The organism is Asticcacaulis biprosthecium C19, assembly GCF_000204015.1.
In the GTDB taxonomy this organism is placed as follows: Bacteria; Pseudomonadota; Alphaproteobacteria; order Caulobacterales; family Caulobacteraceae; genus Asticcacaulis; species Asticcacaulis biprosthecius.
Map to the genome: position 1 here is coordinate 524,984 of NZ_GL883077.1, position 11,736 is coordinate 536,719.

The 11,736-nt window shown below is 61.0% G+C and carries 14 protein-coding genes; 5 read left to right on the top strand and 9 right to left on the bottom strand.

Features of this window, described 5'->3' with window-relative positions; all coding sequences use genetic code 11:
* Nucleotides 1–806, top strand: an 806-nt coding sequence (locus tag ABI_RS02765; RefSeq protein ID WP_309545660.1) for an HpcH/HpaI aldolase/citrate lyase family protein, incomplete at its 5' end; no start/stop codon positions are given.
* A 13-nt stretch (nt 807–819) separates the two neighbouring features.
* Here ABI_RS02765 and zapE read toward each other — a convergent pair.
* The 3 genes from zapE to ABI_RS02780 all read right to left on the bottom strand — a co-directional run bounded on the left by zapE (nt 820) and on the right by ABI_RS02780 (nt 3,267).
* Nucleotides 820–1,941, bottom strand: coding sequence for a cell division protein ZapE (zapE, locus tag ABI_RS02770; protein WP_006271299.1), 1,122 nt, complete (start codon nt 1,939–1,941; stop codon nt 820–822).
* 152 nt (nt 1,942–2,093) lie between these two features.
* The gene (locus ABI_RS02775; RefSeq protein ID WP_006271300.1) at nt 2,094–2,423 is read right to left on the bottom strand and encodes a hypothetical protein; all 330 of its coding nucleotides are present in this window, start codon (nt 2,421–2,423) and stop codon (nt 2,094–2,096) included.
* A 4-nt stretch (nt 2,424–2,427) separates the two neighbouring features.
* Nucleotides 2,428–3,267, bottom strand: a complete 840-nt coding sequence (locus ABI_RS02780; protein ID WP_006271301.1) for an NAD(P)/FAD-dependent oxidoreductase — start codon at nt 3,265–3,267, stop codon at nt 2,428–2,430.
* A gap of 252 nt (nt 3,268–3,519) precedes the next feature.
* Between ABI_RS02780 and ABI_RS02785 the strand changes: the two genes are divergently transcribed.
* From ABI_RS02785 to rarD, 3 genes are all read left to right on the top strand, one after another.
* Nucleotides 3,520–3,933, top strand: a complete 414-nt coding sequence (locus tag ABI_RS02785) for a response regulator (protein WP_006271302.1) — start codon at nt 3,520–3,522, stop codon at nt 3,931–3,933.
* A gap of 300 nt (nt 3,934–4,233) precedes the next feature.
* Nucleotides 4,234–5,262 (top strand): aspartate-semialdehyde dehydrogenase, encoded by a 1,029-nt coding sequence (locus ABI_RS02790; protein ID WP_006271303.1) that lies wholly within the window; start codon nt 4,234–4,236, stop codon nt 5,260–5,262.
* A gap of 74 nt (nt 5,263–5,336) precedes the next feature.
* Nucleotides 5,337–6,236 (top strand): EamA family transporter RarD, encoded by a 900-nt coding sequence (rarD, locus tag ABI_RS02795; RefSeq protein ID WP_006271304.1) that lies wholly within the window; start codon nt 5,337–5,339, stop codon nt 6,234–6,236.
* A gap of 237 nt (nt 6,237–6,473) precedes the next feature.
* Here rarD and ABI_RS02800 read toward each other — a convergent pair whose 3' ends face one another.
* From ABI_RS02800 to ABI_RS02815, 4 genes are all read right to left on the bottom strand, one after another.
* A complete protein-coding gene (locus ABI_RS02800) occupies nt 6,474–7,601 on the bottom strand; it encodes a serine hydrolase domain-containing protein (RefSeq protein ID WP_006271305.1) in 1,128 nt (375 codons plus the stop codon).
* A gap of 122 nt (nt 7,602–7,723) precedes the next feature.
* Nucleotides 7,724–8,038 (bottom strand): divalent-cation tolerance protein CutA, encoded by a 315-nt coding sequence (gene cutA, locus ABI_RS02805; RefSeq protein ID WP_040308519.1) that lies wholly within the window; start codon nt 8,036–8,038, stop codon nt 7,724–7,726.
* Nucleotides 8,038–8,991 (bottom strand): biotin synthase BioB, encoded by a 954-nt coding sequence (gene bioB / locus ABI_RS02810; RefSeq protein WP_006271307.1) that lies wholly within the window; start codon nt 8,989–8,991, stop codon nt 8,038–8,040. Before bioB ends, cutA begins: the two co-directional genes overlap by 1 nt.
* Before the next feature lie 28 nt (nt 8,992–9,019).
* A complete protein-coding gene (locus ABI_RS02815) occupies nt 9,020–9,568 on the bottom strand; it encodes an RNA 2'-phosphotransferase (RefSeq protein ID WP_006271308.1) in 549 nt (182 codons plus the stop codon).
* A gap of 84 nt (nt 9,569–9,652) precedes the next feature.
* Between ABI_RS02815 and ABI_RS02820 the strand changes: the two genes are divergently transcribed.
* On the top strand, nt 9,653–10,705 hold the full coding sequence (locus ABI_RS02820) for a DNA topoisomerase IB (RefSeq protein ID WP_006271309.1): 1,053 nt from the start codon (nt 9,653–9,655) through the stop codon (nt 10,703–10,705).
* On the opposite strand, the gene ABI_RS02825 is transcribed toward ABI_RS02820, so the two are convergent.
* Both ABI_RS02825 and ABI_RS02830 read right to left on the bottom strand, forming a co-directional pair.
* Nucleotides 10,697–11,320, bottom strand: coding sequence for a glutathione S-transferase family protein (locus tag ABI_RS02825; protein ID WP_006271310.1), 624 nt, complete (start codon nt 11,318–11,320; stop codon nt 10,697–10,699). The genes ABI_RS02820 and ABI_RS02825 overlap by 9 nt on opposite strands.
* A 30-nt stretch (nt 11,321–11,350) precedes the next feature.
* Nucleotides 11,351–11,665, bottom strand: coding sequence for a hypothetical protein (locus ABI_RS02830; protein WP_157138678.1), 315 nt, complete (start codon nt 11,663–11,665; stop codon nt 11,351–11,353).
* Nucleotides 11,666–11,736 lie beyond the last annotated feature (71 nt).

An 11,736-nucleotide genomic window follows, 5' to 3' on the forward strand; every position in this document is an offset into this window, starting at 1 on the left:
GGCTCTCCCCCATGCGGTTTCGTTCCGTTCTGTTTATTCCTTGTGGCAATCCGCGCGCCATGGCCAAGGCGCCGGGTTTGCGTTGCGACGCCCTGATCTTCGACCTGGAAGACGCCGTCGGCGATCAGGCGCGTGATGGTGCTCTGACTGCCCTGGCGGAGATCCTGAAAGAGACTTTCACCGCGACGACCGTCCTGGTCCGTATCCATCCGCAGTATCTCAATGCCATCCATCGCGTTCTGAAAGACGCGGCCTTCGACGGTATCGTGGTCCCGAAGGTCAATGGCACCGAGGACATCCGGGGCGTCATGATGGCCTGGCCGAAAATTCCGCTCTGGGCGATGATCGAAACCGCCGAGGGCGCAGCCAATCTGTGGGAAATCGCGGGATTGCCGCTGAAAGGCTTGATCGCCGGGCCCAATGACCTGCGCAAGGACCTTCGGACCCGCCCGATGGCCGGACGGCAGGACATTTTGTTCGTCCTGTCGCAGATCGTGCTGTTCGGCCGCGCCAACGGCAAGGTCGTGCTGGACGGGGTCTACAATCAGTTTCGCGACACGGAAGGTTTCGCCGCCGAATGTGCGCAGGGCCGCAGCCTGGGATTCGACGGCAAGACCCTGATCCATCCGGATCAGATCGCACCGTGCGAACTGGCTTTCGGGCCGTCGGCGGATGAGGTTGCCTGGGCGAAATCGGTGGTGGCGGCGTTCGAAGGTAGCGATGCCGGCTTGCTGGCCGTCAATGGCGAGATGGTTGAGCGCTTGCATCTCGACCAGGCGAAAAAAATCCTGGAGGACGCATCGTGAACTATGACGCCTGTCAACCAGCGTGGGAACTGGCCCGGGCCAAATAGTCTTCCGAGCGCATTTCTTCCAGGCGCGACACGGTGCGTTCGAACTCGAAGGCGCCGTCGCCCGACGGATACAGTTGCGACGGTTCGGCCGCGGCCAGCAGCACGGTCTTGGTCGAGTCTTCGTACAGGGCGTCGATCAGGCTGACGAAGCGGCGGGCCTCGTTGCGGTTGGCCGGCGACATGATCGGCACGTCTTCGATGAACACCGTGGTGAAGCGCTCGGCGATGGCCAGATAGTCGGCCGCGCCGTTATTGGCGGCGCACAGTTCGGCAAAGGTGGCGCGCAGCAGCGGTCCGGCGGCGCGTTTGAACGTCAGCTTGCGCTCATTGACCGTCAGGACGCATTCCATCTCGGTGTTGAGCCGCGTCATGTCGGCCCATAGCGTCTCGAACCCGGCGCGGCTTTGCGGATCGGTCGACGGGAAAAAGTAGGTCTTGGCCCCGCGCAGGCGGTCCAGGCGGAAATCGCGCGGTCCGGCGACTTCGACGACCTGGAGCCGGTCCTTGATCATGTCGATAAAGGGCACGAACAGGTCGCGGTTGAGCCCGTTCTTATACAGGTCCTGCGGCGGCCGGTTGGAGGTGGTCACCAGGATGACCTTGTTGGCAAACAGGGCTTCGAACAGCCGGCCCAGGATCATGGCGTCGGCGATGTCGGTTACCTGAAGTTCGTCGAAGCACAGAAGCTGCGAGCGTTTGGCGATCAGTTTGGCGGTGGGGGCGATCGGGTCATCGCCCTTATGCGTGCCGAAGATCCGTTTGCGCGTGGCGGCGTCGCTTTCGCGCCACTTGCGGATCAGGTGGTGGACTTCCGACATGAAGGCGTGGAAGTGGACCCGGTGTTTCGCCTTGATGTGGGCATTATGGTAGAAGATGTCCATCATCATCGACTTGCCGCGGCCCGGAGGTCCCCACAGGTACATGCCGTAACATTTGGGCCGGATTCCCAGCAGGGCACGCAGCCACGACCGGCTGTGGCGGATGCGCCGCTCCAGCTTGAACAGGGCCTCGATCGCCGCCTTCTGCGCCGGATCAGCCTTCAGTTCGCCTGTTTTCAGCAGGCGTTTGTACTCACTGCGAATACCCATGATACGTTCGGTTACTGCCTTTGTGCCGGGCTGTGCAGGCCCGTGCCCCACCGTTTTCCAGACAGGTTATAGCAAGCCGGGCTCAAGATGACGTTAAAAATGCTGCGGATGCGTCGGATTTTGGCCCGGCCTGTGGGATTTGGGGGACAGGCTTAGTCTATCCCGTAGAGGTGGTTCATCTCTTCGGTTGTCAAAATGTTGACCCAGCCCTTTCGACGACAAAGTTCGAAGAGAACCTCCTGCAAGGTCTTTCCGGATCCGTTCTTCAGGCTGTAAACGCCGTTATTATAGGTGAGTCCGTCCCGACTGAAGGAGACGGGCGTTGAAAATACGGCATCCAGCGGCTGGCCGGTAGCGTCAAAGAACAGATAGTCACCTTCCGCCACTGTTATGCCTTCACAACCGGCCACAGCGCCTTCGACGGAGTCAAAGGCTTCAAGTTGCGACAGAGATTGAAGATAGGCAAAGACCGCCGTTTTCATACCCTCACCCCGCCAGCTTTTTTGAAATTTGCTTGGCGACCTGGACGCCATGGGCTGACGCCGTAGTCACGCATGGGTGCCAGAAGTCGGTGATCTCACCGCAGGCATAGACCTTGGGAAGGTTGGTTTCACCCAGGCGGTTGACGGCGACATAGCCGTTGTCCAGCTCCGGCGCCAGGCCCGGCGGTAGCACCGCTTCGAAGCCGAAGAGGACGCCGAAGGCATCGAAAGCCTCGCCATTCACCGTCAGGGCCTTCTGGTCGGCGACATAGTCGCCGGTCACGACCTTCACGTCGCGGATCATCTCCTGGAGAAGCTTCTGCGCACGGGGCTGGGTCCGCGAAAAGATCACCGGCACGCCGCCGCGTTCGGCCACAAACCGCGCCTGGTCGAAGGCATTGTCGCCGCCGCCCAGGATGGCGATACGGTTGCCCTTCACGGCAAGGGATTCCATCGGCGTCCCCGGTCCGATCGCCACCCGGGCCGAGGCGGTGAAGCCGCCGGCGCGTGGTTTGGTGCCGGTGGCGATGACCAGATAGGGCGCGGTTAGGCTGCCGGCCGGAATGCCCACCGTATAGTCACCCCAGACACCCAGGGCGGGACAGGTGGTGCGGACCTCGGCGCCGACGGCGGCGGCGTGGTCGGACAGATGCTGCGCCACCTGCTGGCCGGTCTTGCCCTGGACGCCGGGGATCCACAGGTTCTCATAGGGCGACCAGGTTTGCAGCCCGCCCAGACGCGGCGCGGCTTCGAGCAACACAGCACGCACCCCCAGCTTTTTGAGCCAGATGGCACACGAAACGCCTGCCGGCCCGCCGCCGATTATAATGACCTGAAGCTGCATAGTTTCGCCGTTTTCATGCCGATACAATGTGTAGCAATTCGCAATTTTTCGTGATCAAGCTTGCGTTAACCCTTTGCGCGGCACGGAATATGCAACGATTTCAACGCTTAGGCTTCATTTTCCGCAATTTGGAAAATAAAAAAGCAATGTGGTTGTTCAGACTTGGCTAAGGCTACCCTTATATAACATAATTGCGACGGCGCGAATCTAAGGGACAAAGTACTGCGCCGCGTAACAGTGAGGAATAACAAAGTGAGACTTTTGTGCGTTGAAGACAACTCGACCCTGCGCAAGATGATCGATCTGATGCTGGCTTCGACCGGCATCGACGTGGATTTCGCGCAAAACGGCCAGGAAGCGGTCGAGGCGTATCAGGTCAATGAATATGATGCCGTGGTTATGGACATGGAAATGCCCGTGATGTCCGGTTTGCGTGCGGCGCGTGAGATCCGTCAGATGGAAGACGGTTTCCATCTCGACTATACGCCGATCCTGTTCCTCACGGGGCATGAGGGTGAGAGCTTTGTCGACCAGGGCTTTGAAGCCGGTGGCGACGGCCACCTGACCAAGCCCTTTACCTCGGAAGCGCTGATCGGCGCCATCGACACGGTGCTCAAAACCCGTCATCATGATGGACTAGGTCAAATGCTCCGGGCCATGCGCTGACGGAAAACGCGCCGGGCTGGCCTGCAAATGGCCGCCTTCTGCGCTTCCGGTGCTCACGTAGGAAGGTTAGTTGTGCTAACGCTTCGCTCTTTGAGCACGGTACACTCCGCTCCGGGTCTCGAAGTCAGCCATTTTCGACTCAGCCTTGAAGGCGAGCCGACGCATTTTCGGCCTGTGCTTTCGTAGAAATCGCGCCAAATCCGGCGTGTCTCTCCTGTTGGGTCTTGTCAAGGCGAGCCAAAAGGTTCATGTGCCGCCGTGCGCTTTGCGCGCCTTATCCACAGTCGGGAGTTTAGCATAATGGGTTATCGGGTCGCCGTCGTCGGCGCTACCGGCGCCGTGGGTCGTGAAATGCTCGCGATCCTCGAAGAGGTCAATTTCCCCATCAAGGAAATCTACGCGGTCGCGTCGCGTAAATCCCTGGGCCTGGAAATCGGCTTTGGCAACAAAACCCTGAAGTGCGTGGACCTGGAAACCTTCGACTTTACCAAGGTCGACATCGTCCTGATGAGCGCCGGCGGCGCGGTCTCCAAAGAATGGTCGCCCAAGATCGGCGCCCTGGGCCCCATCGTCATCGACAACTCCTCCGTCTGGCGCATGGACCCCGACGTGCCGCTGATCGTGCCGGAAGTGAACCCGGACGCCATCTGGCTGGCGCGCAAGAAGAACATCATCGCCAATCCGAACTGCTCGACCGCCCAGCTGGTGCTGGTGTTGAAGCCGCTGCACGACGTCTCGCGCATCAAGCGCGTGGTGGTCTCGACCTATCAGTCGACTTCGGGCGCCGGCAAGGAAGGTATGGACGAGCTGTGGAACCAAACCAAGGCGCTCTATGGCATGGGCGACAAGTCGCCGAAGAAGTTCGTCAAGCAGATCGCCTTTAATCTCATTCCGCAGATCGACGTCTTCATGGAAGACGGCTACACCAAGGAAGAATGGAAGATGACGGCGGAGACGCATAAGATCATCGATCCGACCATCGACCTGGTGGCGACCTGCGTGCGCGTGCCGGTGTTCGTCGGCCACTCGGAATCGGTCAATATCGAATTCGAAGATCCGATGGACGAAGACCAGGCACGTGAAATCCTGCGTGATGCGCCGGGCGTCGCCGTGGTCGATAAGCGCGAGCCAGGCGGCTATGTCACGCCGATCGAGTGCGTCGGTGAGTTCGACACCTTCGTATCGCGAATTCGCAACGACCCGACGGTGCCGCACGGTATTAATCTGTGGTGCGTGTCGGACAACCTGCGCAAGGGCGCGGCGCTCAACGCCGTGCAAATCGCGCAGCTTCTCGACGAACGCGGTGTCCTCACCCCTGTCAGCGCTTAGGATTATCTCATCTGTGAGATTTCGAGCCGGCGGAGGTCACCCTCCGCCGGTTTTCTTTTTTGTGGGCTCTTGCCATGTTACCTGAAAAATCCCCCTATTTTGCGTCTCCGATTGTGCTGGCCGTTCTGTGTTATGCCGTCTGGGGTTTCGCGCCTCTGGCCTATGTGCCGATTGCTGCGTTTGGCGGCGGCGCGATGGAGATTATCGGTCACCGTTCAGTGTGGGCGGTGGTGTGGGCGGTCGGGCTGGTATTTTTCACGCGCCAGTTTCCCGAAGTATGGGCGATCGTGAAGCAGCCGAAGCTGCTGGGGATCCTGTTCATTTCGTCGCTGACGGTGGCGATAAACTGGGGCGTCTTTGTGTGGGCGGTGACCAACGGCCACACGATCGAGTCGTCGTTGGGCTATTATCTCAATCCGCTAATCAATATGGCGGCCGGGGCGATCCTGTTCCAGGAGCGGCTGGACGGATACGGCAAGACGGCCATTGGTGCCGCGGTGGTAGGTGTGCTGATCCAGGCGGTCGCCATCGGTCACATCCCGTGGATCGCCCTGATCCTGGCGGTGAGTTTCGCCACCTACGGGATCATCCGCAAACAGGTGAGGGTCAATGCCTTGCCGGGTTTGCTGGTAGAATGCCTTTACCTGTTTCCGGTGGGAATTGCCTATCTCGTCTGGTTCGAAGCGTCGGGCCAGGGGCATTTCTTTGATTCGCCGTGGAACGCCTTCTGGTTTGCCTTTACCGGGCCGATCACGGTCTTGCCTTTGGCGCTGTTCAGCTTCGTGGCGCGGCGGTTGCCGTTGTCGACCATGGGCTTTATCCAGTTCATCGCGCCGACGATCGCCTTTTGCATCGGGCTATCTCAGGGGGAGACGTTTACGTTCCTGCGCGGCGTGTCGTTCGCCTTCATTTGGGGCGGGGCGATGGTGTTTGCGTTCGGCGCCTGGCAGAGGTTGCGGGCGGTGAAGATCTGAACCTCCCGCGAAGCGGCACCATATGTAAAGTGGGTCCACAGATTTCACAGATTAAGAGGGATTAAAGATTCCGGTGTGGGCACGTCTCGCACGAAGCGCATCAAACCACCGAGAGGTCGTTCGCATACTCTTTTGAGCGCTTCGCGGGGGAGATTCCGATCCAGAGACCTTAATCCCTCTTAATCTGTGAAATCTGTGGACCCACTTTTCTTCTGACGACACCGCGCAGCGATCCGCTCAGAGACAACTGTACAGGGTATCGATCAGCTTGACCGGACGCGGGTCGCCGATCAGGTGCACCGACTGCTTGTTCATGACATAGGCCGCTGACAGCGTGCGCTCCGGATCGGCCATCACACATGACCCGCCCCAGCCCGAATGGCCCACGGCGTTCGCGTTCGGCCCGTAGATGCCGATGCCCTTGTTGCGCAAAAAGCCCGCGCCCCAGCTTAGCTTGAACGGCAAGACCTTGTCCTGGCCGATGATACGTTCGCGCGTCGCCAGTTCGATACCTTTGGGCGAGATGATCGCCTTGCCATCTAACAGGCCGCCATTGGCCACAGCGTTCAGCAGCTTCGCCAGGCCCAGGGCCGAGGCGTGCATATTGGCCGAAGGAATCTCGGCGCGGCGCCAGACGTCGGAGCCACGGCCGGCGGGCGCTGAACCGCGGTCGAGGAAGGCCGCCTGCTTGATCTTGTCGATGGTGCCGAGATCGGGCGCCGCCGGCGGCTTCTGCAGCGCCGCAATGCGTGGGACTTCGCTGTCGGGGGTACCGATAAACAGGTCCAGGCCGAACCGTGTCGCGATATCTTCGCGCAGGGCCGAGCCCAGGGTGCGGCCGTCGATGCGTCGGAACAGTTCGCCGATCAGGTATCCGCCGGCAATCGGTGTGTAACCGGACGCCGTGCCGGGGGTCCACATCGGGGTTTGCTTGCACAGGGCATCGATGGTCGCCTGAGGATCGAACCAGATGGCCGGATCGGGTTGGGCCGGGCTGAAACCGGGCAGGCCGTGCTGATGCGACATCAACTGGCCGACGGTGATGCGCGACTTGCCGGCCTGGCCGAACTCGGGCCAGTAATGGGAAACCGCTGCGTCGTAGTCGAGCTTGCCCTTGTCGACCAGGCGCGCGATCATCAGCGCCATCACCGCCTTGCCGGTCGAGAAGATCGGGGTCAGGGTATTGGCATTGAAGGGTTGCGCACCATCGCGGTCGGCCGAGCCGGCATACAGGTCCACCACGGTCTGGCCGGCGATCACCGCGGTGAAGCGGGCGCCGCGTTCCTGACCGGATTCGAACAGCGCGGCAAAGGCGTCCTTGACGCGCGAAAACGGTTCGGGACAGACGCCGGAAATATCGACCATGACAATGACTCAGTTGAACTGGGGTAGACGCCTCATGTTAATCCAAAAAGTGGCAGACCACTTTTGGGCATGAGGCTTATGTGACTTGGTACGATCCCATATCGGGACTCGTCCAGCTTTTTTTAACCCTTGAGCGTCTCGTGCAGCCACGCCGTGTAGGATTCGCTGCACCAGGCGACGGATTGCGCCAGAATTTCCGGCACTTCATAGCTGTGCAGGGCGACGACGGCCGCTTCGATCTGCGGCAGTTTTGCGGTCACGGTCTTGGCGGTCAACATGACTTCGGCCGAAAATTCCATCGCACCCTGCCAGACATAGGTGCTGTGGATGGGATGGGTTTGTGCGCAGGCCGCCAGGCGATTTTCGACCAGGTGCTGGGCGATTCTTTGCGCTTGGTCGCCACTGGCGCATGTGATGGAGACAGTGACGATCTCCATCACATCGTCATCGGCCGCAGACCCAGTTCGCGCATCATATGGGCGTCGGTGCCGGGTTGCGGGTTGGGCGTGGTCAGCAGGGTGTCGCCGACAAAGATCGAGTTGGCGCCGGCCAGGAAACACAGGGCCTGAAGCTCCTCGCTCATCTCGCTGCGGCCCGCCGACAACCGGACCATGGAACGCGGGCAGACGATCCGCGCCGCGGCGATGGTGCGGACGAATTCGATGCCCGAAATGCCACCCTCGCGCCCCACCTTGTCGCCCAGCGGCGTGCCCGCAATGGCGACCAGGTTGTTGATCGGGATGGAATCCGGGGGGACCGGCAACTCCGCCAATTGATGCAGGAAGGACACCCGGTCGGCGCGGCTTTCGCCCATGCCCATAATGCCGCCGCAGCAGGTCTTCATGCCGGCATCCGACACGGCCTGAAGGGTGTCGAGGCGTTCCTGATAGGTACGGGTGGTCACGACCTGGTCGTAATATTCCGGCGAAGTGTCGAGGTTGTGGTTGTAGTAGTCGAGCCCGGCGTCTTTCAAAGCCACCGCCTGGTCCGGTCGCAGCATGCCCAAGGTGGCGCAGGTTTCCAGCCCCATGGCCTTGACCCCGCCGATCATGGCGGCCAGGGCGGGAACGTCACGGTCCTTAAGATCGCGCCAGGCCGCGCCCATGCAGAAGCGCTGGGCGCCGCTGTCCTTGGCCTTTTGGGCCTCGGCCAGGACGGTATCGACGGCCATCAGCCGCGACGCCTTCAGGCCGGTATCGAAATGGGCCGATTGCGAGCAGTAGCCGCAGTTCTCGGCACAGCCGCCGGTCTTGACCGACAGCAGTTGCGACAGCTGAACTTCGTTGGCGGGGAAATGGTAGCGATGGACCTCGGCGGCGCGCAGGACCAGATCCATAAAGGGCAGGTCGAACAGTTCCGCGATCTCTTCCTTGTCCCACAACTGGCGCATTCGGTCCTCCGTTTTGCGCCGGTTTATGTCAGGCGGCGCTGTCCGGCGCAATCAGATACTGCGGGGGCACGGCGTCGGTCAGCCATACGCCGTTGTCGGCGCGGAAGAACAAATGGCCGTCGGCCTGCATCCGTCCGGCCTCGACCCGGAAGATATAGGGCTTGCCGTGGCGCTGACCGACCTTGGAGGCTGTCGCGTAGTCGAGTGACAGGTGGACCTGCTGGCGCGATTGCGGTTTCAGGCCTTCGGTCATGATAGACTCGACGAAGCGTGTTGCTGTGCCGTGATAAAGGATGTCGGGCGGCAGCGCCGGCAGTAGAGCCAGGTCGACCTTGACCGAATGGCCCTGGGCGGCGCGAATGCGCAGCCCGTCTTCGGACAGGGTGTAGCGCTTCTTGTCGTTCTCGGCGACGACGCGTTCCAGCTTTTCGCGGGTGAGGAATTTACCGTGGGCCGCCATGCGTTTCAGCAGGTCGTCGACGCTGGTCCAGCCATGGGCGTCGAGGGTAAGGCCTATTGTTTCGGGTTGGTGACGCAGCACGAGGCTGAGGAATTTGCTTATAGTTTTATCGTTCATACGCGCGCCCCTCTATCACAACTTTATCCCGGCGTGGATTCTTCCTCATCGTTTTTGCCGAAACTGCGGCCTTAAGGTCGCAGCATGTATGAGAGTGGTGAAACCGTTCATCCCGCGACTCAGGCTGAAGATTTCGGCCTGCGCTATGTCACAGGCCTTGAACCGGGAATCCGCCGCAAGAAGCGCGGCAAACATTTCCATTTCTTTATGCCGGATGGTGCGCGGATCACCGATGATGTCGAGATCGCCCGCATCCGCAAGCTGGCCATTCCGCCGGCCTATCGCGATGTCTGGATCTGCGCCGATCCGTCCGGCCATTTGCAGGCGACTGGCATCGATGCTCGCGGTCGCAAGCAGTATCGCTATCACCCCGACTGGCGGTGTTTGCGCGACGGCACCAAGTTTTCGCATATCCTGAATTTTGCCGCCGCCTTGCCGAAACTTCGGGCCACCGTGGCCGAGCATATGGCCCAGCGCGGTTTGAGTCGCGAAAAGGTGCTGGCCACGGTCGTAGCCTTGCTGGAGCGGACCATGATCCGCGTCGGTAATGACGACTATGCCAAACAGAATGACTCCTATGGTTTGACCACCCTGCGCGACGACCATGTCGAGGTGAAGTGCAGTCAGATTCGTTTTCGTTTCAAGGGTAAGTCCGGCAAGCAATGGAACCTGAAGCTGACCGATCGGCGCATTGCCCACGTCATCAAAGCCTGTGCCGATGTCGAAGGCCTGGAGCTGTTCAAATATGTCGACGATAACGGCGTGGTGCGCGATGTCACCTCTGGCGACGTCAATGCCTATCTGAAGGAAATCACCGGTTCGTGCTTTACCGCCAAGGATTTTCGCACCTGGACGGGTACGGTCCTGGCGGCGATCGCCTTGCACGGTATGGAGCTGGGCGCACCGGAGACACGCGCTAAACGCTACGTCAAAGAGGCGGTAGAGCGGGTTGCGGCCCGGCTGGGCAATACGCCGTCGGTCTGCCGCAAATGCTATATCCACCCCAAGGTCATCGACGCCTATTTGGAAGGCACCCTGGCGCTGCGCTTGACGAGCGATATCGAGACGGCGGTGCCGGGCGAGTTGGGCGTCGATGAGAAGCGCGTGCTGGCGTTCTTGAAGAAGCGCTTAGGTTGAGGCCGCGCGAAGGCCGACCGGGACAGGGGCCAGCGGGGTAAACCACGATTGGGCTTCGATACGGCTCAGCCAGGCCTGGACATGCGGGTAGGGCGCCAGGTCGACATTACCTTCGGGGGCTGAGGCGACATACGAACAGCAGCCGATATCGGCCAGAGTCAGGTGGTCGCCGACCAGCCATTCTCGGGTGGACAGCAAGCTCTCGATCGTATCGAGGAATTCGCGGCCGGTACGTATGAGCGGCTCGAGGTCCTGACCGGTGCGGAAGATATTGGCGCGACGGGCGGCACCCAGGCCGTAGGCGATGGGGCCGGCGGTCTTGGCCAGCCAGGCGGTGACCTGGGCGAACAGGGCCGGATCGCGCGGCAGCAGCGTGCCGTCGCCATAGGTCAGGCCAAGATAGGTCATGATAGCGACGGAATCCCAGATGACCGTGCCGTTATCGTCAAGCACCGGGACCTGACCGAAGGGGTTGAGCGCCAGGAATTCCGGTTGTTTCTGCGCCTTATTGGCCAGGTCCACAACGATGAGGTCGTGCGGCACGTTCAGCGCGCGCAGGGTCAGTTCGGCGCGATGGGCATTGCCGGACAGCGGATGGGTATAGAGCTTGATCATGGTTTCCTCCGTAGTCGGTAGGGCGTCAGTTTATGTCAGTGACATCAGAGCGATCAGCCGGATGGTCGAGTCAGCCAGGACGAAGATGGACATACCGCCAAAAGCCAGGCCGACCCAGCGCAGGCCGCCTTTGTTGCGAAACCAAAGCCAGGCGGCGCAGGCAATGGCGACGACGGCGCTGGCGAGGGCGCCGATGACCAGGCTGCGTGCCAGTTCGGGTGTCGCGGCCGTCGTCAGATCCTGGACGATGGCGTAAAAGGTGGCCAGGCCGCCGATGCCGGCGACGATGTGGGGGATGCCGAGTTTCATGCCCGAGGTGTAGCGCCGGCGGGGAGGCGCAGGCAAGCCCCGAAGTCAGCGTTGTCGAGTATCGGGGTCGAGGGGTCCGCGACCCCTCGCCTTAGGAACAAGAAAAA

Excerpts from the sequence above, each read along its gene's own strand:
- zapE (WP_006271299.1), bottom strand. The coding sequence starts at position 1,941 with ATGGGTATTCGCAGTGAGTACAAACGCCTGCTGAAAACAGGCGAACTG.
- cutA (WP_040308519.1), bottom strand. The coding sequence starts at position 8,038 with ATGGAGATCGTCACTGTCTCCATCACATGCGCCAGTGGCGACCAAGCG.
- ABI_RS02800 (WP_006271305.1), bottom strand. The coding sequence starts at position 7,601 with ATGGTCGATATTTCCGGCGTCTGTCCCGAACCGTTTTCGCGCGTCAAG.
- ABI_RS02825 (WP_006271310.1), bottom strand. The coding sequence starts at position 11,320 with ATGATCAAGCTCTATACCCATCCGCTGTCCGGCAATGCCCATCGCGCC.
- ABI_RS02815 (WP_006271308.1), bottom strand. The coding sequence starts at position 9,568 with ATGAACGATAAAACTATAAGCAAATTCCTCAGCCTCGTGCTGCGTCAC.
- ABI_RS02780 (WP_006271301.1), bottom strand. The coding sequence starts at position 3,267 with ATGCAGCTTCAGGTCATTATAATCGGCGGCGGGCCGGCAGGCGTTTCG.
- rarD (WP_006271304.1), top strand. The coding sequence starts at position 5,337 with ATGTTACCTGAAAAATCCCCCTATTTTGCGTCTCCGATTGTGCTGGCC.
- ABI_RS02820 (WP_006271309.1), top strand. The coding sequence starts at position 9,653 with ATGTATGAGAGTGGTGAAACCGTTCATCCCGCGACTCAGGCTGAAGAT.
- ABI_RS02790 (WP_006271303.1), top strand. The coding sequence starts at position 4,234 with ATGGGTTATCGGGTCGCCGTCGTCGGCGCTACCGGCGCCGTGGGTCGT.
- bioB (WP_006271307.1), bottom strand. The coding sequence starts at position 8,991 with ATGCGCCAGTTGTGGGACAAGGAAGAGATCGCGGAACTGTTCGACCTG.
- ABI_RS02775 (WP_006271300.1), bottom strand. The coding sequence starts at position 2,423 with ATGAAAACGGCGGTCTTTGCCTATCTTCAATCTCTGTCGCAACTTGAA.